This is a genomic window from Pseudarthrobacter sp. NPDC092202 (genome assembly GCF_044755505.1).
Classification (GTDB): domain Bacteria; phylum Actinomycetota; class Actinomycetes; order Actinomycetales; family Micrococcaceae; genus Arthrobacter.
The window spans coordinates 452364-478510 of record NZ_JBIVRG010000002.1; the positions used below are offsets into that span (position 1 = coordinate 452364).

General features: G+C 66.9%; 25 protein-coding genes. 15 read left to right on the forward strand and 10 right to left on the reverse strand.

Translation table 11 applies throughout. The features are described 5' to 3' along the window. The first annotated feature begins 33 nt into the window (after nt 1-33). Nucleotides 34-456 (forward strand): Hsp20/alpha crystallin family protein, encoded by a 423-nt coding sequence (locus ACIQF4_RS05495; RefSeq protein WP_400514390.1) that lies wholly within the window; start codon nt 34-36, stop codon nt 454-456. 56 nt (nt 457-512) lie between these two features. Here the strand turns inward: ACIQF4_RS05495 and ACIQF4_RS05500 are convergent, their stop codons facing one another. From ACIQF4_RS05500 to ACIQF4_RS05530, 7 genes are all read right to left on the reverse strand, one after another. After that, on the reverse strand, nt 513-1538 hold the full coding sequence (locus ACIQF4_RS05500) for an ATP-dependent 6-phosphofructokinase (RefSeq protein WP_400514391.1): 1026 nt from the start codon (nt 1536-1538) through the stop codon (nt 513-515). Next, nucleotides 1535-4741, reverse strand: coding sequence for an HAD-IA family hydrolase (locus ACIQF4_RS05505; protein ID WP_400514392.1), 3207 nt, complete (start codon nt 4739-4741; stop codon nt 1535-1537). Before ACIQF4_RS05505 ends, ACIQF4_RS05500 begins: the two co-directional genes overlap by 4 nt. A 42-nt stretch (nt 4742-4783) precedes the next feature. Next, nucleotides 4784-7198: a phosphoenolpyruvate synthase gene (ppsA, locus tag ACIQF4_RS05510; RefSeq protein WP_400514394.1), complete on the reverse strand. Its 2415-nt coding sequence runs from the start codon at nt 7196-7198 to the stop codon at nt 4784-4786. An 81-nt stretch (nt 7199-7279) separates the two neighbouring features. Continuing rightward, a complete protein-coding gene (locus tag ACIQF4_RS05515; protein ID WP_400514397.1) occupies nt 7280-9832 on the reverse strand; it encodes a cation-translocating P-type ATPase in 2553 nt (850 codons plus the stop codon). Further along, nucleotides 9829-10293 carry a universal stress protein gene (locus tag ACIQF4_RS05520; protein ID WP_400514398.1) on the reverse strand — a complete coding sequence of 155 codons (465 nt, stop codon included), beginning with the start codon at nt 10291-10293 and terminating at the stop codon, nt 9829-9831. The genes ACIQF4_RS05515 and ACIQF4_RS05520 overlap by 4 nt, the downstream gene beginning before the upstream one ends. 66 nt (nt 10294-10359) lie before the next feature. Continuing rightward, nucleotides 10360-12345, reverse strand: a complete 1986-nt coding sequence (locus tag ACIQF4_RS05525) for a heavy metal translocating P-type ATPase (RefSeq protein ID WP_400514400.1) — start codon at nt 12343-12345, stop codon at nt 10360-10362. Further along, entirely contained in the window at nt 12317-12799 is a 483-nt protein-coding gene (locus ACIQF4_RS05530; RefSeq protein ID WP_400514403.1) for a pyridoxamine 5'-phosphate oxidase family protein, read from the reverse strand. The genes ACIQF4_RS05525 and ACIQF4_RS05530 overlap by 29 nt, the downstream gene beginning before the upstream one ends. 142 nt (nt 12800-12941) lie before the next feature. Between ACIQF4_RS05530 and ACIQF4_RS05535 the strand changes: the two genes are divergently transcribed. From ACIQF4_RS05535 to ACIQF4_RS05570, 8 genes are all read left to right on the forward strand, one after another. Continuing rightward, nucleotides 12942-13412, forward strand: coding sequence for a pyridoxamine 5'-phosphate oxidase family protein (locus tag ACIQF4_RS05535; protein WP_400514405.1), 471 nt, complete (start codon nt 12942-12944; stop codon nt 13410-13412). 14 nt (nt 13413-13426) lie between these two features. After that, entirely contained in the window at nt 13427-13798 is a 372-nt protein-coding gene (locus ACIQF4_RS05540; RefSeq protein WP_400514408.1) for a DUF5655 domain-containing protein, read from the forward strand. A gap of 101 nt (nt 13799-13899) precedes the next feature. After that, nucleotides 13900-14370, forward strand: a complete 471-nt coding sequence (locus ACIQF4_RS05545) for a GyrI-like domain-containing protein (RefSeq protein ID WP_350002443.1) — start codon at nt 13900-13902, stop codon at nt 14368-14370. Between the two features lie 22 nt (nt 14371-14392). Next, on the forward strand, nt 14393-14953 hold the full coding sequence (locus tag ACIQF4_RS05550; protein ID WP_400514411.1) for a flavodoxin domain-containing protein: 561 nt from the start codon (nt 14393-14395) through the stop codon (nt 14951-14953). A gap of 156 nt (nt 14954-15109) precedes the next feature. Further along, nucleotides 15110-15382 (forward strand): DUF1508 domain-containing protein, encoded by a 273-nt coding sequence (locus ACIQF4_RS05555; protein ID WP_350002445.1) that lies wholly within the window; start codon nt 15110-15112, stop codon nt 15380-15382. Nucleotides 15383-15397: 15 nt separating this feature from the next. Continuing rightward, nucleotides 15398-16360: an ABC transporter ATP-binding protein gene (locus ACIQF4_RS05560; RefSeq protein WP_400514414.1), complete on the forward strand. Its 963-nt coding sequence runs from the start codon at nt 15398-15400 to the stop codon at nt 16358-16360. A gap of 19 nt (nt 16361-16379) precedes the next feature. Next, complete coding sequence (locus tag ACIQF4_RS05565; RefSeq protein ID WP_350002447.1) at nt 16380-17534, forward strand: ABC transporter permease; 1155 nt, start codon at nt 16380-16382, stop codon at nt 17532-17534. Continuing rightward, the gene (locus ACIQF4_RS05570; protein WP_350002448.1) at nt 17531-18697 is read left to right on the forward strand and encodes an ABC transporter permease; all 1167 of its coding nucleotides are present in this window, start codon (nt 17531-17533) and stop codon (nt 18695-18697) included. Before ACIQF4_RS05565 ends, ACIQF4_RS05570 begins: the two co-directional genes overlap by 4 nt. A 48-nt stretch (nt 18698-18745) precedes the next feature. Here the strand turns inward: ACIQF4_RS05570 and ACIQF4_RS05575 are convergent, their stop codons facing one another. Next, on the reverse strand, nt 18746-20215 hold the full coding sequence (locus tag ACIQF4_RS05575; protein ID WP_400514417.1) for a DUF5129 domain-containing protein: 1470 nt from the start codon (nt 20213-20215) through the stop codon (nt 18746-18748). 224 nt (nt 20216-20439) lie between these two features. Between ACIQF4_RS05575 and ACIQF4_RS05580 the strand changes: the two genes are divergently transcribed. From ACIQF4_RS05580 to ACIQF4_RS05605, 6 genes are all read left to right on the forward strand, one after another. Continuing rightward, nucleotides 20440-21312 carry a universal stress protein gene (locus ACIQF4_RS05580; RefSeq protein ID WP_400514419.1) on the forward strand — a complete coding sequence of 291 codons (873 nt, stop codon included), beginning with the start codon at nt 20440-20442 and terminating at the stop codon, nt 21310-21312. Nucleotides 21313-21353: 41 nt separating this feature from the next. Then, nucleotides 21354-21791 carry a VOC family protein gene (locus ACIQF4_RS05585; protein WP_400514422.1) on the forward strand — a complete coding sequence of 146 codons (438 nt, stop codon included), beginning with the start codon at nt 21354-21356 and terminating at the stop codon, nt 21789-21791. A gap of 127 nt (nt 21792-21918) precedes the next feature. Then, the gene (locus ACIQF4_RS05590) at nt 21919-22974 is read left to right on the forward strand and encodes a zinc-dependent alcohol dehydrogenase family protein (protein ID WP_400514424.1); all 1056 of its coding nucleotides are present in this window, start codon (nt 21919-21921) and stop codon (nt 22972-22974) included. Between the two features lie 88 nt (nt 22975-23062). Then, nucleotides 23063-23593, forward strand: a complete 531-nt coding sequence (locus ACIQF4_RS05595) for a hypothetical protein (protein WP_400514427.1) — start codon at nt 23063-23065, stop codon at nt 23591-23593. After that, nucleotides 23590-23784 (forward strand): hypothetical protein, encoded by a 195-nt coding sequence (locus ACIQF4_RS05600; protein WP_188729425.1) that lies wholly within the window; start codon nt 23590-23592, stop codon nt 23782-23784. Before ACIQF4_RS05595 ends, ACIQF4_RS05600 begins: the two co-directional genes overlap by 4 nt. Nucleotides 23785-23840: 56 nt before the next feature. After that, the gene (locus ACIQF4_RS05605) at nt 23841-24728 is read left to right on the forward strand and encodes a restriction endonuclease (RefSeq protein ID WP_400514429.1); all 888 of its coding nucleotides are present in this window, start codon (nt 23841-23843) and stop codon (nt 24726-24728) included. Here the strand turns inward: ACIQF4_RS05605 and ACIQF4_RS05610 are convergent. Both ACIQF4_RS05610 and ACIQF4_RS05615 read right to left on the reverse strand, forming a co-directional pair. Then, the gene (locus tag ACIQF4_RS05610) at nt 24725-25444 is read right to left on the reverse strand and encodes a Pr6Pr family membrane protein (protein ID WP_400514432.1); all 720 of its coding nucleotides are present in this window, start codon (nt 25442-25444) and stop codon (nt 24725-24727) included. The two genes, ACIQF4_RS05605 and ACIQF4_RS05610, sit on opposite strands and share 4 nt — an antisense overlap. A gap of 54 nt (nt 25445-25498) precedes the next feature. Next, a complete protein-coding gene (locus ACIQF4_RS05615; RefSeq protein ID WP_400514433.1) occupies nt 25499-26002 on the reverse strand; it encodes a hypothetical protein in 504 nt (167 codons plus the stop codon). Nucleotides 26003-26147 lie beyond the last annotated feature (145 nt).

The window sequence follows — 26147 nt, forward strand, 5'->3', positions numbered from 1 at the left end:
GTCGGCCCGGCTCACAATGAGCAGGAGGCAACAATGACTGACCTGATGAAGTGGTTTGATTCCCGCCGCTCCCCCATGGATGTGATCGAAAGACTGTTCGAAGGAGAGATGGGGTCGTCCGCCATCCGGGTGGAGGAAGTGGTGGACGGCAACACCCTGGTGGTGCGCGCGGAGCTGCCCGGGATCGACCCCGAAAAAGACGTGGACGTGACAGTGACCGACGGTGTCCTGTCCATCAGGGCCGAGCGGCAGGAGAAAACGGAACACAAGGACAAGGACAGCTACCGTTCCGAATTCCGCTACGGTTCCTTCGTCCGGCGGCTCCCCCTTCCCAGCGGGGTGCGGCAGGCTGACGTCACCGCGTCGTACAGGGACGGCGTCCTGGAAGTCCGCGCTCCCCTTCCGGACCAGCAAGAGGTGGCCTCGGCGTCGAAGATCCCGATCAGCAGGGGCTGAGGTTTGGTGCCTGGTCCCTCCGGGGCCAGGCACGGTCACGCCATCCGCGCGTTTTGTCACCCGAACAGGACTGCCGCTTCCTTGTACCGTTCCTCGGGAACCACCTTCAGGCGTCCTAGGGCAAGCTCCAGGCCTACGGTGACGACGTCCGTCCCACGGAGGGACACCATGGTCCCCCATGAACCGCCGGCCGCTGCCTCGACGGCGGCAAGGCCCAGCCGGGTGGCAAGGACACGGTCGTAAGCGGTGGGTTCTCCGCCACGCTGGATGTGGCCCAGGACCGTGGCCCGGGTCTCTATTCCGGTAGTGTGCTGCAGCTGCTGCTCCAACAGCCGGCCGATGCCGCCAAGACGCGGCCGGCCAAAGGTATCCAGCCCGCGCGGCGCGTAGGGCGTTCCTTGCCCCTCCGGCACGAAGGCTTCAGCCACCACCACCAGGGGCGCCCGCCCCCGGTCCCGTGCTGACAGGACCCACGCGGAGATCTGGTCCAGGGACACCGGATGCTCCGGTATGAGGATCGCGTGGGCACCCGAGGCCATTCCGGAGTGCAGCGCGATCCAGCCGGCATTGCGGCCCATGACCTCCGCGATCATGCACCGGTGGTGGGACTCCCCGGTGGTCCTCAGCCTGTCAATGGCTTCAGTGGCCGTCTGGACGGCGGAATCGAACCCAAACGTATAGTCCGTGGCACCAAGATCGTTATCGATCGTCTTGGGCACCCCGACCACGTTGATGCCCTGGTCGCACAGTTCCTTCGCCGCGGCCAGTGTTCCCTCGCCGCCAATGGCGATCAGCCCCATCAGGCCATTGCGCCGCAGGCTGTCCCGCACCGCCTCGGCTCCGCCGCCCTCCAGCGGATTGGTGCGGGATGTCCCAAGGATGGTCCCGCCGAGCCGGGATATTCCGCGGACACTGCGCCGGGGCAAGGGAACCACATCCTGTTCCAGGACTCCCCGCCACCCGTCACGGAACCCCACAAATCCATAGCCGTGGACAACCTCACCGCCCAGCACTGCCCCGCGGATGACTGCGTTGACGCCGGGGCAGTCCCCGCCGCTTGTCAGGATCCCGAGTTTCTTCATGGTGCAGCCGATCCTTCCACCGATACGGGAAGCCGGAATGTCCTGGCCTGGCCGGCCGCGAGCGCCGCCTTCCTGCCGTTGACGCGCACGCTGATGGGTTCGGCGTCCCCGGCCGCCGATGCAATCCTCATGCGCCCGTCCTTGAGTTCGACGTTCAGGTGATGCCCCCGGTACCGGACCCTGAAGGCGACGGACCGCAGGCCGGTGGGCAGGTTGGGGGCAAAGGCGATCGCGTCGCCGCTCAGCCTCAGCCCGGCGAAACTGCGCTGGATGACATCGATGCTTCCAGCCATGGCGCCCAAGTGAATGCCCGTCCGTGTGGTGCCGTGCTGGGTATCGTCGAGGTCGGCGTCGAGCGCTTCGCGGAAGCTGTCCCAGGCACGGTCGGCGTCCAGCGCCGCCAGCACGGACGCGTGGGCCACCCGGCTCAAGGTGGACCCGTGGGCAGTCCGAGCGAGGTAATACTCGACGGTCCGGTTCAACAGGTCTCCCGTGAACGCATATCCCAGTTCCTGGAGGAGGGCGATCACACCCTCATGGCCCAGCAGGTACGGCAGCATCAGGACATCGGCCTGCTTGGCAAGCTTGTACCGGTTGGTTTCATCCCCCTCGGCTTCCAGGATCAGGTCGAGCCGCTCTATGCTGTCGTAGGTCTCCCGGTACCGTTCCCAGTCGAGTTCGTCGAGTTCCTCGTATCCGGCAAACTGGCTGATCACGCCGTCCGTGTGGAAAGGGATGAACATGGCCCGGCCCACCTGCTCCCAGCCGGCGGCCTCCTCGCTGGTGACGCCAAGCCTCTCCATCAGGCCGGAGAGTTCGTTCCCGTGGAAGATGCCCATGATCTCCGCGGCCCGGAGGCAAGCCCAGGCAGCCATGGCGTTGGTGTAGGCGTTGTCGTCCAGCCCGGGATCGGGGCGGCCCGGATATCCCGTGTGGTACTCATCGGGCCCCACGACGCCGCGGACGTGGTAGCGCCCGGTGTCCTGGCTGTACCCGGCCCGTGCTGCGAAGAACCGGGCAACGTCGATCACCAGTTCGGCACCCTTGCGGAGCAGCCAGGCTTTGTCGCTGGTGGCCTGGAAGTACTGCCAGACGTTGAAGGCAACGGCGAGTCCGGAGTGCAGTTGCAGGTGCGAGTGGTCCTTCACCCACCTGCCGGACCTGTGGTTGTAGAGCCACTTGGGGGTTTCCTCCGTACCGTCACTCCCGCTTTGCCAGGGAAACTGTGCCCCCGGGAGGCCCTGGAGTGCTGCCGCGTGTCGGGCTGCCGGAAGCCTGCGCCACCTGTATTCGATGAGGGAGCGGGCCACATCCGGCGTCCTGGTGGTCAGGAGCGGCAGGACAAACAACTCGTCCCAGAAGACGTGGCCCCGGTATCCCTCGCCATGGAGCCCCCGGGCCGTAACCCCGGCGTCGAGTTCTGCCGTGTGGCGGGTGAGGGTCTGCAGCAGGTGGAAGATGTGCAGGTTGAGGACCAGGCGCACCTGCACCGGCGCCTCGATGTCCACGAGGAACGGATGGTGTTCGTGCCGCCACGCATCCTGGTGTGCGGCCAGCAGGGCGTCAAAGTCCCCGCCGGCCCGGGCCAGCACTGTCACGGCGGCGGAGGCCGGCGAGGCGATGGCCCGGTCACGGGATGTCGCCACCGCCACGATCTTGCAGATTCTTGCTGCAGCCCCGTCAGCGAGTGCCACCTGGAATGTCCGGAAGTGGAACGGGCCGACTCTGCCGGGCTGCCCTTTGCCATGTACGCCGCTGGCTGCTGCCCCCGACGCACTGGTGCGGTATGCCACGGCTATCCGGACCAGGCTTTGGGTTGTCTCAGCCTCGACGACGGAAACGTCATCCGGAGCCGGTTGCTTGAAGCCGCCGCCGTTCATGGTCCGGTCAACAAGGTGGATCCCGGGGCTGGAGACCGGTTCGGGAACATTCGAGTTGGTGACGCCCATGTTCACGCCGCTGCGCACTTCCACGGCTCCGCTCCAGCCCAGCGGCGTGATCTTCGTTTCGAGTCCCAGCAGGTGGGGCTCCGCCATGGAGACGAACCTCGTCTGGACGATTTCCATGCGCCGCCTGTCCCCGGTTTCCAGCAGGAGCCGCCGTTCCAGGACCGCGCGCTGGAGATCCAGCGTGCGGCGCTCGCGGACAGCCACCAGGCCTCCCTCCGACCACCACTGCCCGTCCGCCAGCCGCAGGTCCAGGGGAAGGCAGTCCGGGGCGTTGACCATGTGTTCTTCCACGAGCACCTCGCCGGCGACTTCGGCGGCCAGGCGGTTGAAGACTCCAGCCAGGTACATGCCGGCGTACCGGGCGCTGCCGCCGCCTTCGGGGGATGCGCCGCGGATGGCGAGGTAGCCGTTGCCAAGGGTGGTCAGCGCTTCCCGGTGGCCCTCGTGTCCGGCGTCGAAGCCCTCGTAGACGAGCTGCCAGGGATCACCAAGGACGAGTCCCAGGTCCAGTTCACTGACGTCGTTGAGGACTGTGGTGGCACCGGAGGCTTCGAGCTCCCGCCGGGTTCCGCTGCGGTCGATGCCCACCACGAGGCCGAACCCGCCCTTGTGCGCTGCCAGGACCCCTGCCACCGAGTCTTCGATGACCACGGCGTGGGATGGTGATACCCCGAGGCGGAAGGCGGCCGCCAGGAAGACGTCGGGAGCGGGCTTCCCCCGCAGGCCGAGGTTGGCGGCAGCAGTCCCGTCCAGGATGACGCCGAAAAGATCCGGAAGCCCGGCGGCGTCCAGGACCGAGGACGCATTGCGGCTGGACGTGACCACTCCGGTGGGGACCCCGGCGTCGGAAAGCCGTTGCAGCAGCTGCACCGTTCCCGGATAGCTCTGGACGCCGTCGCGCTTGAGCCGCTCCTGGAACAGCCGGTTCTTCAGTGCACCAAGGCCGAACGCGCTCCAGGTGCCGGGCTCATCGCTCTCCGACCCCTTCTCGACTTTCACCCCCCTTGACGCGAGGAACTTCAACACGCCTTCCTCCCGGGGAAGGCCATCAATGTAGGTTCGGTAGTCGGTTTTGGAAAGGGGTGCGCGGCTGGCGGTGGCCGGCACCCGCGGGTCCTGCAGGATGTGTTCGAACGCGTCCCTCCAGGCGGCCTGATGGACCAGCGCCGTATTGGTCACCACCCCGTCCAGATCGAAAATGACGGCGTCGAAGGGTGGCTTGGCGGCTGCGGCAGTGGGTGACGACGCGGTCATATGACAGGGATATCAGCAGGCCGTCCTTCGTTGACAGTGCCGTTAGGCCCCTCTGCCCAGCTGCTGCTCCGCCGCTGCGATGACGGGGACGGTTTTCACGTAAGTGTCAGGGTTCAGCGAAATTGAATCTATGCCGCGGCCAATCAGGAACTCGGCAAGATCGGGGTGGTTGCTTGGCCCCTGCCCGCAGATTCCAATCTTGATGCCGGCGGCGTGGGCTTTTTCGATCGCCTGGGCAATCATGGCGCTGACAGCAGGGTCCCTTTCGTCGAACAGCCCGGCAAGCTGTTCGGAGTCGCGGTCCACGCCCAGGACCAGTTGGGTAAGGTCGTTGGAGCCGATGGAGAACCCGTCGAAGCGCTCGGCGAACTGCTCGGCAAGTACCACGTTGGAGGGTATTTCACACATCATGTAGAGCTCCAGCCCGGCACTGCCCCGCACCAGTCCCTGCCCGGCCATCGCTTCGATGACCAGGTCCGCTTCCCGGACGGTCCGGCAGAACGGGACCATAACGATGATGTTGGAAAAGCCGATTTCTTCGCGTACCCGTTTGAGGGCTTTGCATTCGAGGGCGAAGCCTTCCCGGTAGTGGTCGCTGTAGTAGCGGGAGGCGCCGCGGAAACCCAGCATGGGGTTCTCTTCCGGGCGTTCGAAGAACCCGCCGCCGATCAGGTGGCTGTACTCGTTGCTCTTGAAGTCGCTGAGCCGCACGATCACCGGCTTGGGGTGGAAAGGCGCCGCTATCTTGGCGATCCCGGTGGCCAGCACGTCAACAAAGTACTCCGTGGGATCGCTGTAGCCGCTGGTGAGCTTCCGGATGAGCGCGGCTTCCTCCGGATCCGTCACTCTGTCAGGGTGGACCAGGGCCATGGGATGGATGCGGATGAGGTTGTTGATGATGAATTCCATCCGTGCCAGGCCAACGCCCGCCGCCGGCAGACGCCACCACTTGAAGGCGGCGGCAGGGCTGCCGATGTTGACCATCACGTCGGTCCGGGTGGCGGGAAGGGCCTCCAGGTCCACCTCTTCCACGCTGAACTCCAGCAGCCCCTCGTAGACGCGGCCTTCCTCCCCTTCGGCGCAGGACAGGGTGATGGGGGCACCGTCGGGGACGGCTTCGGTGGCGTTCCGGGTTCCGACGACGGCGGGCACGCCGAGTTCCCGGCTGACGATCGCTGCGTGGCTGGTAGGGCCGCCGTGGTCAGTGACGATGCCGGCGGCCCGCTTCATGACCGGGACCCAGTCCGGGTCCGTCATCCTGGTCACCAGCACTGAACCGTCCACGAACGATTCGATGTCCTTCGCGTCCCGGATGACGCAGGCCTGACCGCCGGCGATGGCATCGCCAATGGCCGCCCCCGCGGTCAGCAACCGGCCCTGCTGCCGGAGGTGGTACGTCCTGAAGGACGTGCTGCTGCGCTGGGCCTGCACTGTCTCCGGCCTTGCCTGCACCATGAACAGCTCGCCCGTCACGCCGTCTTTGGCCCATTCCATGTCCATGGGCCGCCCGTAATGGTCTTCCACGGCCTTGGCCCAGCGTGCCAGCAGGACCACTTCCTGGTCGGACAGCACCAGGGAACCCTGCTCCCGTTCGGTGGTTTCCACCATTTGGGTCCGCGCGTTGCCTCCGTGGCTGTAGACCATTTTGCGTTCCTTCGCGCCCAGTTCCCTCTCGATCACGGGGCTGAAGCGCCCGTCGGAGAGCAGTGGCTTGAACACCTGGTATTTGTCAGGGTTGATGGTCCCCTGGACTACGGTCTCACCGAGGCCCCACGCCGCGCTGATGAGCACGGCCTGCGGAAAACCGGACTCGGTGTCGATGGAGAACATGACCCCTGAAGCGCCCACATCCGAACGGACCATGCGCTGGACCCCCACGGACAGGGCGACGTCGAGGTGGTCGTAGCCCTTCATTTCGCGGTAGCTGATGGCGCGGTCGGTGAACAGCGAGGCGTAGCAGTTCCGGCACGCATCCAGGACGGCACGGCCGCCGGCGACGTTGAGGAATGTCTCCTGCTGGCCAGCGAAACTTGCATCCGGGAGGTCCTCGGCCGTGGCGCTGCTGCGGACTGCAACCGACACCTCGTGCTGGCCTGCCCGCCGGGAAAGGAGCCGGTAGCGCTCCTGGATCGCCTCGCCGATGCTGTCCGGGAACGTTGCCGACAAAAACAGCTCCCGGATGGCCGCTCCGGCCTGGCGCAGCGTTGCGCGTCCGGCACGGTACTCCTCGATGTACGTCCTGATGCGCGGCTCCAGGGAGTTCGCTGCCAGGAAAGCGCGGTAGGCGCCGGCGGTGGTGGCAAACCCGTCGGGGACCCTCACGCCGGCGGACTGCAGGGAGCGGGTCAGCTCGCCCAGCGAAGCGTTCTTTCCTCCCACGGACGCAATGTCCCCGATCCCGGTGTCCTCAAACCATATGACGTGAACATCGGCCGGGGACGTTGCGGGAGCAGTCATGCCTTGATTCTGGGCCGTGCCCCGGAGGCAATGCAGAGTCTTTGGTCCCGAGCACCGGCCGGGGGGGTTACTGGCGGCTGCTCAGCGGGCGCCGCTGCCCCTGAATCCCTTGTACGACCAGTCTGCCGCCAGGACCGCCGGTACGGCCAGGGTGGCCAGGAGCAGCCCGGCCGCCGGCGGCGGGGCCTGGCCCAGCAGGGCGGCGAGCTGCGGCAGGTACAGGCAGGTTGCAAGCACGGCCAGTTCGGCCAGGACGGCCCACGCCAGGAGCTTGTTCGAGCCCCACCCCAGCCTCCACGGCGGCACGGTGGCACTCCGGCAGGCGTAGGCGTTGGCCAGCTGGCCCAGTACCACCGCAGTGAAGGCCGCCCCGGACGCGGCCATGAGAAGCCCGGGTTCCGGCGGTTCGCCCCTGGTCCAGCCGCCGCCAAAGAGCACCACGGAAAAAGCGGACATTTCAACCAGGGCCTCCACCGGGCCCAGCACGCAAAAGACCCGCACCATCAGCTGCCGGTCCATCAGGTGCCGCCGCTCCGGCGGCCGGGACAGCACCCGCTTGCCGGGCGGCTCGGCGCCCAGGGCCAGGGCAGGCAGCAGGTCTGTACCAATGTCCAGGGCAAGGATCTGCAGGACCCCCAGGGCCAACGGGAATTGGCCGCCCGAGAGGGCCCAGACCACAAAGGGGGTCAATTCCGCCACGTTGTCGGTGAGGTGGTAGGTCAGGAAGCGGTGGATGTTCGAGTAGGTGGCCCTGCCCTGCTCGATGGCTGCCACAATCGTCGCGAAGTGGTCGTCTAGGAGCACCAGGTCCGCAGCTTCGCGCGCAACGTCGGTGCCGCTCAGGCCCATCGCCACCCCGATGTCGGCCTCACGGAGGGCCGGGCCGTCATTGACGCCGTCGCCTGTCATGGCCACCACGTGGCCTCGGGACTGCAGGGCCTTGGCAACCCGGAGCTTTTGCTCCGGGGAAACCCGGCTCACCACTACCCCGTCCCGATCCAGGAGCGCCCCCAGCAGTTGCTCGTCGTCGGGAAGATCCGAGCCCTCCAGGATGCACTCCGGCGCCCCCATCAGCCCGATCTCGCGGGCAATCGCCGCTGCGGTCGCAGGATGGTCGCCGGTGATCATGGCCAGTTTGAGCCCTGCCGTGCGGGCAGTCCGGATGACGTCGGCCACGTCCGGCCGCGGCGGATCGTGGAGCCCGATCAGCCCCAGCAGCTCCATGCCGCGTTCGATGTCCCCGGGAGGACGGGATGCCCAGGCTTCGGATGGCCCATCGAGCCGCCTGCGCGCCACGGCGATGACACGGAGTCCGCGGGAGGCCATGAGCTGGACCTGGCCTGCAACCTGGCCGTCGGCGCCGCTGCACAGCGGAAGGACGGCCTCCGGTGCGCCCTTGCAGAAGAGGTCGTGCCCCACGATCGCCGACTCCCGCCGTCGTGAAGGATCAAAGGCGAACCGGCGCGAAGGCGCTGTCCGGTTCTCTGCCGCCCCGTCCAAACGCCGCGCCAGCACGTCGATTGCCGCTTCCATGGGGTCGCCAAAGGCCCGCCACTGCCCGTCGTGGAGTTCGGCCCGGCCCTGCGAGGCGGCGAGCGCCGCGAGGGCCGTTTCCGCTGCCTTCTCCTGCCCGTCTCCCTGGACAGCGCCCTCCGGGTTGTAGCCTTCGCCCGCGATGCTGACCGATCCGCCGGAGGTGAAAACCTCGACGGCGTTCATCCGGTTCTGCGTGAGCGTCCCTGTCTTGTCGGTGCAAATGAAGGTGGTGGAACCGAGGGTTTCCACAGCCTCAAGGTTGCGGACCAGGGCGTTGCGGGAGGCCATGCGCTGCGCGCCCATCGCCAGCGACAGCGTCACCGTGGGCAGCAGGCCTTCCGGGACAAGCGCGACGGCAACCCCGATAGCGAACAGGAAGGAATCGCGCCATTCGATCCCCACCAGCAGGGAGACCAGGAAAAACAGGGCGGCGATCGCCAGGGCAAGGGATGCCACCACCCGGACTATCCGGCGCAGTTCCAGGGACAGCGGCGTGGGTGGCGGAACCGCGCCGCTGGTGAGGGCAGAAATCCCCGCCAGCCGGGTCCCGGCACCGGTGGCTTTTACGGTGGCTTCGGCGTCACCGTTAACCAGGAACGTTCCGCCCCAGGCGGGGTCACCGCCCGTTTTGGGCACCGGGTCGCTTTCGCCGGTCAGCATCGACTCGTCCACGGCGCAGGCTTGTGCCGTAACAAGGATGACGTCTGCGGGGATGCGGTCGCCTGCCGCCAGGAGCACGGCGTCGTTGACCACCAGTTCACTGGCGTGGACTTTGCGGACGTGCCCGTCCCGCCGCACCATGACGTCCGCGGGCAGCAGCCCCCGCAACCTCGCCGCGGCGTGCTGGGCGCGTTCCTGCTGGATGTGGGCAAAGAGTCCGTTGACAAGGACGACGACGATGATCGCCACACCCAGCTGCGGCAGGTCCGCGAGGAAGGCCAGGGCTGCCGCGCACCACAGCATGAGGGCGAAGAAGTGTGTCAGCTCCCCCCAGAGTTTCCGCCACTGGGATACGGACTTCTCCGCAGGGAGGACGTTGGGCCCTGCCTTCTCCAGGAGTTCCGCAGCCTGGCCCGAGGTCAGGCCCGCCGCTGTCATGGCACGTCGTCCGCCTCCTGGCCCACCAGGAGCACCGGGCACAGGGAGTGTGCTGCGCAGGCCTTGCTGACCGAGCCCATGGATGTGCCCAGGAATCCGCCCTCACCGTGCCGCCCGACAACCAGCAGCTGCGCCCGCCGGCTCTCGTCCACGAGGACTTTTCCGGGCGGGCCGAACCTGACCGTGACGTCGATGTTCTGCGGCCGCCCCCCGGTGAATGCCCGTCCCAAGGCTTCCTCCACCAGGCGGGTGGCGGTTTCTTCCAGCCGCGCAGTCAAGGGGTGCTCGCCGCCTTCGAGGTGTGCCACCACCAGGTAATCGGGCATGCCGATGCAGGTGATGACCTCCAGCCGCGCACCAAGGCGCGCGGCGAGGGATCCGGCGTACCGCAGGGCGGCGGAGGAATACTCGGAACCGTCAACGCCGACAATCACAGGCTTGGACACTGTTTCTGCGTTCATACCCACCACCTTCGCCACTCCCGGCGGACGGCGGAAGGGCCGAAGGTCATGCCGGGCCCTTCAGGCTCAGCCCCGGCCTGCGGGATTCCGCGGCCGGGCCGGGCGCAGCGCCCTCAGCCCATTGAGGATCGTGGCAAGGTCCACGAGTTCCTGCAGGAGGGCGCCGGTGACCGCTGGAATGTAGCCCGTCATGGCCACAGCCATCAGGCCGACGCTCAGGCCTATTCCTGTCCAGATGCTCACCATAGCCACCGCCACTGTGCGCTTGCCGATTTCGACCGCCACGGCCACCCTGGACAGATCGTCGAGCATGATCACAACGTCCGCCGATTCGCTTGCGGCGGTTGCGCCTTTTGCCCCCATGGCGATGCCCACGTCAGCGGCGGCCAGGACGGGGGCGTCATTGACGCCGTCGCCCACCATGATGACGGGCCGTTCCCGCACGGCTGCCACGGCATTCACCTTGTCCTCCGGCAGGCAGTCAGCCTGGACATGGCGGATGCCCGCTTCCTCGGCGATGTGGGCCGCAGTCCCGTGGGCGTCTCCGGTCAGCAGCATGGTGTGCCGGACTCCCAGCCGGTGCAGCCGGGCCAGGGTGTCCCCGGCGTCGCCGCGCAACGGGTCCTTCATGATCAGGGCCCCGGTATACCTGCCATTGACGGCGACGTAAATGGCCAGCTGTCCGCTGTGGAGGACAGCTTCCCGGAAGCCCTCCGACGCGTCCCGGACCAGCCCCGCCTTGCCCACCACCACGGTGTCCCCGCCACAGACGGCTTCGACGCCCTGGGTGGCATGTTCCGTAGCACGGGTGACGGGAAGGAGCTCAAGGTTGCGCTCGGCGGCGGCCTCGATCACCGAGGCCGCCAGGACGTGCGAGGAGTACTGCTCGGCTGAGGCGGCGAGCTGCAGGATCCGCTCCGCGCTCATCGCCGCACCGGCGGATGGTCCGTGGTCCTGTGCAACCTGGACCATGTCCAGGACCGGGCGGCCTGAGGTCAGCGTTCCGGTCTTGTCGAAGACGGCGGTCCTGGCTTTGGCCAGCTGCTCCAGGGTTCCGGTGTTCTTGATGATGATGCCCCGGTGGGCCGCCTGGCTCGTGCCGGCGAGGAACGCCACCGGCGCCGCGATCAGGAGCGGGCAGGGCGTTGCCACCACCAGGACCTGGGCGATGCGCACGGGATCCCCTGAAAGGGCCCAGGCTGTTCCGGCCATGAGGATCGCCAGCGCGGTAAAGGGAACGGCGTACCGGTCCGCAAGGCGGACCACCGGGGCCCGGCTGGACGCCGCTTCCTCCACCAGGGCGATGATGCGGCTGTACTGTGAATCCTTGGCCGTGGCGGCCGCCCGCATCCTGATGGCCGTCTCGCCGTTGACGGAGCCGCTGAGCAGGAGTTCCCCCCGGGTCCGTTCAACGGGCAGGCTCTCCCCCGTCAGTGAGGATTCATCCATGCTTGCGGCGTCGGACAGGAGCTCACCGTCAACCGGGACCAGCTCGGAGGGGCGCACCACCAGCACGTCGCCGGGAACCACTTCGCCCACGGGTGTTTCTTCCAGGACTGATCCGGCGGCTTCCCGGTGGGCGAAGCGGGGCGCCCTTGCCAGCAGGGACTTCAGTTCGCGTGCTGCCCGTCCCTGGGCGAAGGTTTCCAGCGCTTCCCCGCCGGAGAGCATGAGGATCACCACGAGGGCAGCGAGGTACTCGCCCACCCAGACGGTGCTGGCAATGGCCATCAGCGCCAGGACGTCGATGCCCCAGCGGCCCTCGCGGAGCGAGCGGAACATCGCTGCGGCACGGATGGCGGCGACGACGGCGGCATAGGCGGACGCGCCGAGCCTGGCGGGCTGTTCCAGTCCGGACTGCAGCAGCATTCCGGTGACGGCGAGCACCAGGCACGTCAGCGCCACCAGGGGGTACTGACGGATCAGCGCCGAGGCCCGGCCCGGGAGCGACTGGCCGGGCTCCTCTTCGGGGCCGGCTGCCTGCCGCGGTACGGGGGTGCCGGGCGGGGCGGCCGGCTTTCCCTCAGGCAAGGCCCGCCCGCGCCGGATCATCCAGGTGGCTCCACCAGGTCAGGGGGGAGGTTACGGTGAACCGCCTGCCGCTTACCGTCGTCGGAACAATCCGCACAAAGTGGTCCTTGTGGCCTGCCTGCCAGGGAAAGAGGGTGAGGCCAACGCCAGTCATCAGCTCCGGTGAGGGCTCCAGGACCTCGGCATGGCCCTTCACCTGGACGCTCCAGGCGGTCCGTTTGTCCTGGTCAGTGCCGTCCGCTTCGAGTGCGACGGCGGAGGGCCGGGCCGCGGCGTGGAGCTTTGTCCCTTCTCCGGTGCGGAAGACCACCGATCCGTGATCCACCTTGTAGTTCACGGGGAAGATCTCCGGATGGCCGTCAACCAGGACTGCCAGGTGGCCGACCGACACCCCGCGCAGGAGGTCCCAGCAGGCGTTCGCGTCCAGGACTTCCACTGCGGATGAGGCATTCCGGTCCGGTGTGTTGTTACGCATACAGCTGAAAGTACTGCTGGCCGGCCAGAACCGCTAGGGCATTTAGGCCCGGGCCGGCCACTGGCGAAGGGGTGGGCCCGGCAAGCAGGTCAAAGGTCTTTGGGCCCTGTCAGGGATGTGGCGCGCGCCTTAGGATCTGGGCATGACCGACAAGAAAATCGCTCCTGAAGCTGAAATCCTCGACTCCGACGAGTGCTGGAGACTGCTGGAACAAACGAGTATCGGACGGCTTGGCGTCATCGTCGACGGACAGCCGGACGTCTTCCCGGTAAGTTTTAAGCGCGACGGCGAAGGCCTGGTCTTCCGGACGGGCAGCGGAACAAAGCTGCAGGCCATTGAGGCGAACTCAATGGTCGCCCTGGAAGCGGACAGCGTGAGTGCAGAGTTCGGCCTGGCCTGGAGTGTTGTGGTCAAGGGTACGGCTGTCGAGGATGACGCCGCCTCACCCGCCCTGAATGAGACACGGCGGGGGCTTTTCCCCTGGCAGGGCGTTGGGCAGGACCACCTCATCCGGATCATTCCGCAGTCCGTGACGGGCCGGAGGTTCACGCTGACAGCCACCGGCACCTGGCAGACCCCGTTGAACGAAGCCACCCGCGCAGGCCTCGAGTAGCCACAGCCGTCCCGGTGGAAGGCACGGAACCCTGGACTGTTGACCGTTTTTTTGAAGGTTCCGGCGCTGCCCGTGCCATCTACGGGGCGGCGGAACGCATGGCGTCCGGCATAGGCCCCATGACCGTCCGCGTGTCAAAGAGCCAGGTTTCGTTCCGCCGCCGGCGGGGCTTTGCGTTCGTTTGGCGGCCGGGTATGTACATCAAGTCAGACGTTCCTGTTGTGCTGTCGCTGGCGCTTCCCCACGAGATCCCCTCCCCCCGGTTCAAGGAAACAGCGCACCCTGTCCCGGGGATCTGGATGCATCACCTTGAGCTTTTGGACAGCAGCCAGCTGGACGGCGAGGTGGAGCAATGGATGCGCCAGGCCTATGAGGCTGCCGGCTGAATCCAGCCGTCCGAACCTGCCTGTGGGCGGCACGGGGACCGGCACCGTTTAGAGTCCTAAGGCCCTGTCACGCCCGGTGCCCGGGCGCGCAGGCTGGAGCCATGAGTGACTCCGGCCCGCACCCCAGGAAAGTCCATCTCGCGGAGCAGCCGGTCGCCGTCGTCCGTGAACGGGTCCGGATGGACGCGCTGACGGAGTTTTTTGGCCGGGCCTTCGGAACCGTGATGGCAGCAGCCCAGAAGCAGGGCACGGCCCCTGCCGGGCCTCCCTTTGCGTTGTACCGGGGCATCCCCGGGGAGACCGTTGATGTGGAAGCCGGCTTTCCCATGGCCGGTAACTTCAGGGACGCTGACGGGGTGGCCGCCGGAACCTTGCCGGAAACTGATGCCCTCGAAGCCCTGCACATCGGCCCCTACGACACCCTGGAAAACACGTACAACGCGGTCCTCGGGCACATGCGGGCGGAAGGCCTCACCCCGGCGGACATCATGTGGGAGTACTACCTGAGCGACCCCGAAACGGAACCCGACCCCGCAAAGTGGCAGACGCGGGTCATCTGGCCCTTCGCGTGACTGCCGGGCCCCAGGAGGTCCTGTGAGAATCCTCGTTGCCTATGCAACCCGCCATGGTGCGACGGCCGGCATCGCCGAACGCATCGCCTCCTGCCTTGCTGCGGACGGTATCCCGGCCGAGGCCCACCCGGTAGCAGACGTGGACGACGTGGGCTTGTACGACGCCGTGGTGCTTGGCGGCGCCGCCTACATGGGGCATTGGTTGAAGGACGCCACATCATTCGCCAAGCGGCACCAGCGGGAGCTGCAGGCCCGGAAGGTCTGGCTCTTCAGCAGCGGCCCGCTCGGAAACGACGCTGTGGATCAAGACGGCGGGGATGTCCTGCACAGTGCGCGGCCCAAGGAATTCGCGGAACTGCAGGCGCTGCTCCAGCCCAGGGGTGAAGAAGTGTTTTTCGGGTCGTGGAACCCGGAGTCTCCTCCCATCGGCATCGGCGAGCGCCTGGTCCGGCTCGCTCCGGCGGCCAAGGATGCATTGCCGGCAGGTGACTTCCGTGATTGGGATGCCATCGACGCCTGGGCGGACCGCATAGCTGCCGACGTAAAAACGGGCAGCGGACCAGGGTCTGCCCAGGCTGACTGAATGGGTACAACTAGCTCCCGCCGCCGTCCCCCTGGCCCGCCGGCACGGTAGGCCCCGGCAGGCAGCCATAACGGGACCTTGGCCCCTAATGGATTGGCCCGTCCTCTGGCACGGTGGACGGAGGCCAGCTGCACAACCATCGAGGAGAGCACATCTATGGCGGGAACGTTCGAGCTGTTTGCCGATGAGGATTCGCGGATCAGGTTCAGGCTTGTTGCACCGGATGGAACCGTGCTGGCGTTGTCCGGACAGTACCGGGACAAGGACCAGGCTGCCGCCGCCATCAGGGATGTCCGCGAGTGCGCCGGCACGGGCTTGATCCGTGACCTCGCTCCTGCGCCCGGCCCGGCGAAGGCCAGGGCTTCCAGGCGCCCGCACCAGGTCCGCCCTTTCATGCCAAACAAGGAAAAGTCGTTCGGTGCCGCGTAGAAGTCCGTGGAGCCCGTGACGGCTGACGTCCAGACGCACCGTGCCCAGGTCCTGGGCGTCAAAGGCCTGGTCAAGCGCTATGGCGCCCACACCGTCGTCGACGATGTCTCCTTCCACATCGGGGCCGGTGAAACGTACGGGCTGCTGGGCCCCAACGGCGCGGGCAAGACCACCATCATTTCCATGGTGGCCGGGCTGATTCCGGCAGCCTCGGGTTCCATCGAGCTGGCAGGCTCGGTGATGACGCCGGTGAGTACGCGGGTCAAGGGGCACATTGGCCTGGTCCCGCAGGAACTTGCCATCTACCCGGACCTGACGGCGAAGGAAAACCTCCGGTTCTTCGGCCGGCTCCAGGGCCTTCACGGCCAGGAGCTGAAGCGCCGCACCGGGGAGGTCCTGGACCTCATCGGCCTTGCGGACCGGGCGGGCGAGCAGACCAAGAAGTTCTCCGGCGGGATGAAACGCCGGCTCAATATCGGCATCGGGCTGCTGCACCGGCCAACCCTGCTGATCCTGGATGAACCAACCCTGGGCGTGGACCCCCAGTCCCGGAACTCCATTCTGGAATCGGTTGAAGGGCTTGCAACGGAGGGGATGGCCGTCCTCTACACCACCCATTACATGGAAGAAGCGGAACGGCTGTGCGACCGGATCGCCATCATCGACGAAGGACGGATCCAGGCAGAGGGCACCAGGAGCGAACTGGTGGAGCTGACCGGCGGAGTGGACCGCATCGACCTGCACGGCAGCGGAAACACCGGTGCCGCTGCCACAGCACTGCGGCGGCTTGCAGGGGTGCAGCATGTCGACGGCGGTGCGGCGGGTCTGACGCTGACGGTGCACAACGGCCCCGGCCTTCTCGCCCCCATTGTCGCTGAGGCGGGCGGAGCCGGCATGGCGCTGACGTCCGTGGAGATCGTCCGGCCGGACCTTGAATCCGTCTTCCTGCACCTGACCGGCAAAGCACTGCGGGACTGACGTGCGCGGACTCTGGACAATGGTCGCCAACGACCTCCGGCAGCGTATCCGCGACAAGTCAGTCCTGATCTTCTCCCTCCTTGTTCCCTTGGCACTCATGGGAGTCCTGAATCTGTCATTCGGCGGCTTCGACAGCGGTAGCGCCACCCTGAAGCCCGCCGTCGTCATTGCAAACTCGGAAGACAGCGGGCCGCTTGGCAGCGCACTTCTGGAAGCGGTGGACTCGCTGCCCACCATGGACGTGACCATCCAACGGGCCGCGGCCGGCGATGTCCGGCAGGAAACAAAGGATACGGGGGCCGACCTGGGCATCATCCTGCCGGCGGACTTCACGACGGCCCTGTCCACCGGACGGGCGCTCTCGGTCCAGATCATCGAAGGGGATGCGGCGGGCCTGGAAACCGGTGTCCTGGTCTCCGTGGTGGACGGGCTCCTGCAGCAGTTCTCGGCGGGCACCGTGACAGCCACGGCCGGGGACGTCGCCGGACTCCCCCACGGGGTCCTCGGCGGGCTTGCACAGCAGGCTGCAGCAGGCACGCCTGCCCTGACATTGTCAGAAGGCCAGGCGTCCGCCGAGCAGCTCTCACTCAAGGGAACGCTCGTGGCGGGCCAGACCGGCCTCTTCCTGCTCTTCACGGTCGGGTTCGGGGTCCTGGGGCTGCTGGCCGAGCGGGAGGAGGGCACGCTCGCCAGGCTGCAGTCAACCCCGGTGGCCGCCGGGACAATCATCTCGGCCAAAGCCCTGGTGGGATTCATCCTCGGCGTAGCGGCAACAACCGTCCTGCTCACGGCGGGCAGTGTGCTGTTCGGCGTCTCGTTCGGCTCACCGGCGGTGGTGGCGCTCCTGGTCCTGGCTGTGGCCTCGGCCGCCACGAGCCTGACGTTCATCGTTGCCCGCCTTGTCCGCAGCGCCGAACAGGCCAATATTGCCCAGTCCATCGTTGCCATGCTCCTGGGAATCGCCGGCGGCGCGTTCTTCCCCGTCGAAGCCTCGGGCTTTCTGGCCACGCTCATGGACCTCAACCCCATCGCGGCCTTCATACGCGGCCTGGGCATCACCGCGGGAGGAGGCGGAGTGCCGGACATCGCCACCCCCCTCGCCATCATGCTGGGCTTCGCCGCCGCGGCCACCGTGGCGTCCCGGCTGCTTCCGGACAGGGGTGTCCGGGCATGAGGAGCATCATCGGAATCGCTGCGGTGGAAGTCCGGCTCTTCCTGCGGGACAGGTCCAACATTTTCTTTGTTTTTGTTTTCCCCCTCCTGCTGATCCTGCTGCTGGGCTCGCAGTTCGGCGCCAACAGCGCCCAGGCACGCGTGGCACTGTCCGGCGCGCCGGGGACGGAACTCGCGGAGGCCCTGTCCGGGCAGCTGGAAGAGGACGGCCTTGAGGTGTCCCCAGCCGGAGCCGCATCAGTACGGGACCAGCTGAGCCGCGGAAGGACCGACGTCGGGATCTTCATCAGCGACGACGACGCCGCGGCCTTCGCAGCCGGCCGGCCGGCGGACATCGAAGTGGTGACAGCTTCGCAGTCAGCCGCGCAGGCTGTGCTCCAGGAGGTGCGCGCCTCCATCCAGGCCGTCAGCACGGAACGGCGGCAACAGTCCCTGCTCGAATCAGCAGGAGTGGGCGCACCGGAGGCGGCTGCGGCGCTGAAGCAGGCGAAGGAATCGGTGCAACAGCCCCGGGTGGAGCTGGTGGACACCAACGACGTCACGCAGGTCTTCCAGGGACTGGGCCGGTTCGACCTTGGGGCCACCCAACAGCTCCTCCTGTTCGTCTTCCTGAGTTCCCTCACCGGTGCCGCCACCCTGATCAAGGCCCGGCGGCTGGGGGTCATAGCCCGCGTCATGGCGGCGCCCGTTTCAAGCTGGCAGGCGCTCGCGGGCCAGGCGCTGGGCCGGTTCGGCATCGCGGCGGTCCAGGGCGGGTACATCATGGCTGGCACGGCCCTGCTGTTCGGCGTCGATTGGGGGGATCCCCTGCTGGCGGGCTTGGTTCTGGCATTCTTTTGCGCAGTCTCGGCCGCGGCAGCAATGGTGGTTGGCGCGCTGATGGATAACGACGCCGCCGCGGCCGGTGTGGGGGTGGGACTGGGTTTGGTGCTGGCAGGGTTGGGCGGTTCCATGGTGCCGCCGGAATTCTTCTCCGAGGCGCTGCAGGCAGTGTCCCGCGCGACGCCGCACCGCTGGGCGTATGACGCTTTTGCGGATATCCAGCGGCATGACGGCACCCTAGTGGACATCCTTCCGCAGCTCGGGGTCCTGGCCGCCATGGCACTGGCGCTGCTGGCGCTGGGGTCATTCCTGCTGCGCCGGAGTCTCAGCCGGGCGCTGTAGTTCCGGTTTGACCGGCCCGGCCCGCCGCTCCTGGAGCCGGGCCGGAATTTAGAAACTGGACGAGCTGCCGGACCCGGAGAAGCTCCCGCCGCTGCTTCCATAACCGGTGGTGCTGCCGCCTCCGCCCCGGGCGGAACTGACGCTGCTGACTCCCGTGTTCAGCCCGGAATTGAAGGTGGCCACGGAGAAGAAGTGGTAGGACGGGTATACGGTGCCCAGGATGCTTGGCTCGTAGCTGCGCCGGCGCTTGTGGTTGAGTCCGTCCTGGGCCGCCTCCATCTCCTTTCGCATCAGCTGCGCTTCGCGTTCGTTCTTCGCGAATCCCCCAATGACTGTCTGGGCATGGTTTTCCAGGAGCACGGCGAGCCTGGACCGGGCATCGTAGAGGTGGTCCAGCGCCTTTTCCGGACTGATTTTCTCCTCGGCAAGCTCCGCCGTCCACCGTTCGATTTCACGCAGGCTCTGGTCGCGGAAGGACCGCAGCGCCGCCGCCGTCGCCGAATCCCCCTGCCCGTGGCGCTTGGTGAGGAGTTGCTCCAGGCCCGCTAGGTCCTTGCGGAAGGGGGCGAGCTGACGGTCCCACGCGGTAGGCCACGTGCCGGCCTTGTTGAGGAGGGCGTTGGTGTCGGCGATGACATCGTCCAGCGCGTCGAGCTCGGATGCCGCATCCGCGTACTCCCGGGCGAGCTTCAGGTGCCTGCGGCGGCCCAGCTCCCGTTTGGACAACGCATGCACCCTGTTTGAGAGCTGGCTGGCGGTGTTGTACCGGTTCAGGAACGTGCGGTGCTTCTCCAGGACGTGGCCTCCGTACCGCGACGATTCCGGAATGGTGCCCGCGTTCAGCTCTGTCACCTCAAGGTCCATGCTAACGTTGGCGTAGCTTTGGTCACCGCGCTCAATCTCCTTCCGGCTGGAGGACCTGGTCACGGCCCGCACGATGAGCCAGGCGGCGGCACCCAGTGCCGCTGTTCCTGCCGTCACCCAAGCCGTGACCAGGAAAGCGGCGGACCGGTACCACGGCTGGTTGATGAGCCCGGCCGCACGGCGTACCCCGGCGATGGTTCCGTCCGTCCACTGCGCGTCACGGAGGAGCTCTTTGGCCGCGTCCTGGATGTCGTTCCGCTGCTCCAGGGACACCTTCCGGTCCTCGCCCATGTACGTTCCAACGTGGCGGCCCACCGGATCAAGGGCGAAAATGAAGAGCCCGTCGGCCCACTTCTGCCCGTCCGCGCTGATCCACTCCGGATGCCCGCTCCGGGCAAACCTCAGGACCTCTTCATTAAGGTTGTCCCCGGGGCTGCCGTTGTAGGTGTAGATGGCAACCCGCGTGGGCGCATAGAAGTCAATGCCCTCCAAAGCCGGGACCAGCTTGTTCCGGTCCAGGACGCCGGCGGTGTCCTCCACCCATACAGAAACCGGCGGATCAGCGAAGGCAACGGCTGCTCCGCCCGGCAGCAGCGCTGCCAGGACCAGCAGCAGGCCCACAAGCCTGTGCACTGCGGTGTTTATCTGCGCCACCCGGCTGCTCCCCTGCGCGCGGCCTTGCCCGCGACCCGGCCCGGCGTGATGTGTTCCTGCCGCGCAGCCATGGGCGCTCCTCAATCCTCAGCACGTGTTGCTTCCCGCTGCTGTGTGGTGCTCTGCTTGGATCAGCGGTTACACAGGAACCCCCGCCATCATCATGGAGCCTCAGGAGAAACCACCACAGGGCCGAAGGTCCCCCGACCAGGAGCGCAGGAGCTATGCAGGATTCGAGATCTATCGTTGCCGGCTATGACGGTTCGGCTGAAGCTGCAGCGGCCATCCAGTGGGCGGCGGAACAGGCGCGCCTGCGCAGCCGCCCCCTACTTGTGGTGCACTGCTCCATCTGGCCGCTGCTGACCAGGAACCTGGGCCCGGTTCCGGGAGTTGCGGACAGCGGGCTGGAGCGGGCAGCGCAGGAAATTCTGGAAGAGGGCATCAGCCGTGCCCAAGCGGCGGCACCCGGGCTGAAGGTTGAAGGCACCCTGCTGCACGGACTGCCGGCGTCGTACCTCGCCGAAATTTCTTCCGGCGAGGAGATGATCGTCGTCGGCAGCCGGGGTTTGGGCGGGTTCCTGGGCCTGCTGGTGGGATCCGTGAGCCTGGAACTGGCAGCCACGGCGGCATGCCCGGTAGCCGTGATCCGGCCTGATCTTCACCCTGGCGGGCCCGTCGTCGTCGCGGTGGACGGACTGGGGTCCCCCACCGCGCTGGAAGACGCCTGTGCACTCGCCTCCGCCTGGGAAACGGGCCTCACCCTCGTCCATGTCCGCCACACGCCGCCGGGATACGGGCACCGGGAAATGCCCGACGCCGATGCTGCCGCCGGGGAGGTCCTCAGTTCTGCCCTGGACCGTGCCCGGACCCTGGCCCCCGCAGTCCCTGCCGAGGGAAAGGTGCTCACCGATACCTCGGTGGCCCATGCCATCCTCAGGGCTTCGGAAGGTGCACGGATGCTGGTTGTGGGAACCAAAGGCCAGGGGTTCTTCCGGGAGACAATAGGTTCCACGGCCCACGCTGTCCTGCACCATGCCCACGGTCCGGTCCTCATCTCCCGCCGCGGCACGGCCGCCCGCATCAGGGGAGAACAATAAAACCACTGGAGCTGATGGTTCCGCCTTGGTAGCTTCAACGCATGGCCATCAAATTCGAGAATGTCGGCATCGCCGTCCGCGACCTTGAAGCAGCAATCGCCTTCTTTACCGACCTCGGGCTCACCGTGGTTGGCCGCGACACGGTCAGCGGCGAGTGGACGGAAACTGCCGTAGGACTGGATGGCAACCACGCCAAGATTGCGATGCTCCTGACGCCAGACGGCCAGGGTCAACTTGAGCTCTTTGAATACATCCACCCCGAAGCGAATGAAACGGCCCCAACCCGCCCCAACGACATTGGCATGCACCGCATTGCCTTCTCTGTCGACAACCTGGACACAGCCCTTGAAGTGGCCGCGAAGCACGGATGCCATCCACTGCGCGGCGTGGCGACCTACGGCGACGCCTATAAGCTCACATACCTCCGCGGCCCCAGCGGAATACTCGTGATGCTCGCCGAAAAACTGCAGGAAGGCTGACACCCGCGAACGGCACGATCCCGGCCCCGGGACCTAGGACCCTTATGGATCTTGGGCCCCTCCTCCATCCTTGAGGTTGACGCAGCATCCAGGAACGACCGGATCGGGCAACCAGCAAGGAGCAGCCATGAAAGCCATTGTCTACGGCGGACCCGGGAAGAAATCCTGGACGGATGTGCCGGATCCGTCGATCGTCAATCCCAGCGACGCCATCGTCAAGGTGGACACCACCACCATCTGCGGAACGGACCTGCACATCCTCAAGGGCGATGTGCCGGCAGTGCAGGAGGGACGGATCCTGGGCCACGAGGGCGTGGGAACCATCACGGAAGTGGGGTCCTCCGTGACCACCCTGAAACCAGGCGACAGGGTCATCATTTCCTGCATCAAATCCTGCGGCCACTGCGCCAACTGTAAGACCGGGCTCTATTCCCATTGCCTGGGGGACGAAGGCGCATCGGGAATCGGCTGGGTCTTCGGCCACCTCATCGACGGCACCCAGGCCGAATATGTCCGTGTTCCCTATGCGGAAAACTCCCTTCACCTCCTCCCGGAGGGAGTCACCGACGAACAGGCCGTCATGCTCTCGGACATCCTCCCCACCGGCTTCGAAATCGGCGTCCAGTACGGCCGCGTCAAGCCCGGGGACGTGGTGGCGGTAGTGGGAGCCGGCCCGGTGGGACTGGCTGCGATTGCAACGGCGGGGCTCTATGGGGCGGCCACCATCATCGCCATAGACCTTGACCGGAACCGCCTGGAGCAATCCCGCGCGTTCGGGGCCACCCACGTTGTGCTGTCCGGTGATTCCGACTGGAAGGAGCAGGTGCTGTCCCGTACGGACGGGCAGGGCGTGGACGTTGCCATTGAGGCCGTAGGCATTCCGGCCACCTTTGGCATATGCACCGAAATCGTCCGGCCCGGTGGCACGGTTGCCAACGTTGGCGTGCACGGCAAACCGGTGGAACTGCACCTGGAGAACCTCTGGATCCAGAACATCAACATCAGCATGGGACTGGTTAACGCCAACACCACGCCGATGCTCCTGAAACTCGTTGCGCAGAAGAAGCTGCCCGCGGAAAAGTTCGCCACGCACCATTTCCGCTTTGAGCAGTTCATGGACGCGTACGACACCTTCGCCCGGGCCGCGGAGACGAACGCACTGAAGGTCGTCATCACCGCCTGACGGGCGCTTCCTGATGGGCACGTCCTGATAGCCACGGCGCGGGGGCGTCCGCCCGGCTGGCAGCCACACCGCGGCCTATGCTGGTCCAGTGACCGCTGCCCCCTCCCCAAGCCCGCTCGACGTCGTCGTCCATTCCGGACCGGCTGACTGGTGGGTCATCCTTGCCGGGCTGGGTCCCCTGGCCGTCCTCATCGCTGCCCTGCTGGCGTTCTACATCAATTGGCGAACGCTCAAGCAGCGCACTGCTGCCGATGCCACTGCGCTGGAGCAGAAGCGGGAAGCGGACGCCCATGCCCTGCTGCAAAAAACCGAGGCGGACAGCCGCGCGGAATGGTGGCGCCGGACGCAGTGGGCACTGGACCGGGCACTGGACCAGGACGAGGGGACGAAGGCCCTGGGACTGGCAACCCTGGAAGTCCTGGCGCGCAGCGAACTGGCCCGCAACGAAGAGCTTGAGTTGTTCGACATCGCCTGGAAGAGCGTGTGGGGCGATGAGAACGCGGACGACGACGGGCAGGGCACCGGGGCGGACCAGGAGACGGCGTTCGTGGACGCCGGTGGCAACTTAGGCGAGAATGGAACCACGGGTGAAGACAATTCCAAGGAGGTTGGACCATGAGCGCGGCATCGTCTGAACACCGGTTCGTCCATACTCCACGGAGCGCCGCCGCCAAGCCGGCCCCGAAGAAAGCCACGCCTGCCGAGCATCGCGTCCAGGTGGCTGCCGCCAGGCTGCGCGTCACGCTCGACCAGCGGCTCGGCCGCGAAACCCCCGCCCGGACCAAGGCGCTGGCCAAGGAACCCATCTAGGTTCCGTTCTGCAGGCTGTGAAGGCCAACGCACGTGTGTGCCGGATTGGGTGAGTAGTGGCTGCAGTAATTCTTGGATGGAACCCCACCGGGTCCGGACACTGGGACTACCGTGCCGCCGTCGACCTGGTGACGCAGTCCGGAAGGTTTCTGCACCGCTGGAGCGGTGACCAGCCACTCAACGCCACCGCAGGAAGTGAAGCCTGGCTGTTCGTCCAGGGAAGCACCGACGCCGGCACCGGGCTGATCGGCCACGGGGTGGTCATGTCGGAGCCGTACCAGAGCCTGCCCGGCGACAGCGCCGCGGAGTGGCACGTCAGCATCCTGTTCGACGCGCTGCTTCCCCTCGGTGAGCAGGTCCGCCAGGATGCCCTCCGCGCAGCAGCCCCCGGGATTCCCTGGGGTGAGGCGGTGAACCGCCCGGGCGTTGCCGTTCCTGGCCCTGCGGAGCCGGGCCTTCGCCGTCTGTGGCGGGACCTCGGGCCCGCGGCGACCGGCTATCCGCACGTTGTTCCGGGGACCTGCCCGCCGGACACTGTCAGCACGCTCGACGTGAACCGCTATGAGCGGAACCCTGACGCACGCCGGGTGTGCCTGGCGTTCCATGGCACCTCCTGCGCCGCCTGCGGGTTTTCCTTCGAGGCCTTTTATGGCGGCGCCGGCTCCTGGTCGATTGATGTACACCACGTGGTGCCGCCGGAGCTGCTTGGGAGCGGGTACCAGCTGGATCCCGTTGCCGACCTCGTGCCGCTGTGCCCCAACTGCCACTCCCTGGCACACTGCAGTGCCGGCCCGCCGCGCACCGTGTCTGAGCTCCGGCACATCATTTCCGCCTCGGGCCACCTGAGGGGCCAGGTGGTCAGCGACCTTGCCCTCCAAGCCCAGGACGATGCGCGGAGGATTCTTGAAGGACCGCCGGTTCACCGGCAGGAGCCCCGGGGTTAGGTTGCCAGGCCTTCGCCCCGGAGGCGTCCGAGGGCGAGTGCGGCGCGCGCGTTGCCGGCAAGATGAACCAGGGCCGCGATCACCAGGAAGGCAACCAGGACCCGCGCTACGGATGCCAGGGCAGCAGGCCACCCGCCATCGAAGGTGGGATCGAGGAAGTCGTAGACGTACCAGCCGTCCAGAGAGCCCCGCACCCAGGAAAAGATGAGGAAGGCCACCGGGTAGGCGAGCCACGCCAGGGGCCGCCACCAAGGACCGCGCACCGTCCTCGTGACCAGGAGCCAATCGAGGAGGACATACAGCGGAGCCAGCCGGTGGTGGGCCATCTGCGGCCAGTACAGGTCCCAGCTCCACCAGGGTTCACCCGGTGGCGCCACGAGGACAATGTAGATGAGTCCCGTCATCACCAGGTACAGGACAAACGCGCCGAAGACGTGGTCCCACCAGCGCGGAAGCCTGGCCGCCGGCCATGCCGACGATGCCATCAGCAGGAGCCCAAGGCCGAGGTTCGCCTGGACGGTGAATTCCGAGTACAGCTGGAAGACGTCGACGTCGTTGCCCGGCAGGGTTGCATCGTAGGTCTTCTGCACGAGGGCGGCGAGCACGAACCCGCCCACCAGCAGCCGGACCGCCCTGACCCACGGGCTGTCCGGGTGCAGGGCGCTGCCCGGGCGGTGATGCTCCTCCAGGGGAACCAACTTGCGTGGGCTGCTCATCCGCAAAGTGTTGCACGCCAGGGACGTCCCTGCGCAGGGCACAAAGACCATCTGTCAGCGGCTTTCAACCGCTTCAACCGTCATGTCCCGCATTCCGCTGTAGGCCGTGGCGGCCCCCGCCAGGAATATGAGGACCGCAAGGTAAACCGGGCCCAGGTGTCCCAGCGTTGCCAGGCCCCACGGGTAGTGCGCCGGGAGGGACACCGCGAGGCTGACGGCCGTGATGGTGACGGTTGCGGCGAAGGCCCACCGTTCCCCCCGCCGCACCCCGAACCAGGACAACGCTGCGATAGCCAGCCCGGTGGCAGCGATGAAGCCGCTGAGCGCAATGTGCAGGTGGCTGATGTAGTGATACAGCTGAGGGCTGAACGCCAGGACCTCCGCCCTGCCTTTGTCCACCTGTTCCGGACCGATGCCCAGTTCCAGGAACGCGCCCTGGAAGTTGAGAGCCAGGAACACTGCGGCGTACCCCACGAAGGCCAGTCCGGCGAGCGCCATCAGGGCCGCTCCGGCCCGGAGCCGGGACTGTTTGGCGGAAGTAGTTTGGATGGCCGGCACAGCCGCCACCCCCTCTCTGATCCACGTCCTTCTTTGATGAGAGTCCCCTGTTCTGTGCCTGTCAAGGGAAATTTTCCGGGAAGACGCGGGCTGGCTTACCCCGGGGAAAAGGGCTTTTGGTCCCCGTCTGCGCGAAGTAACCCGC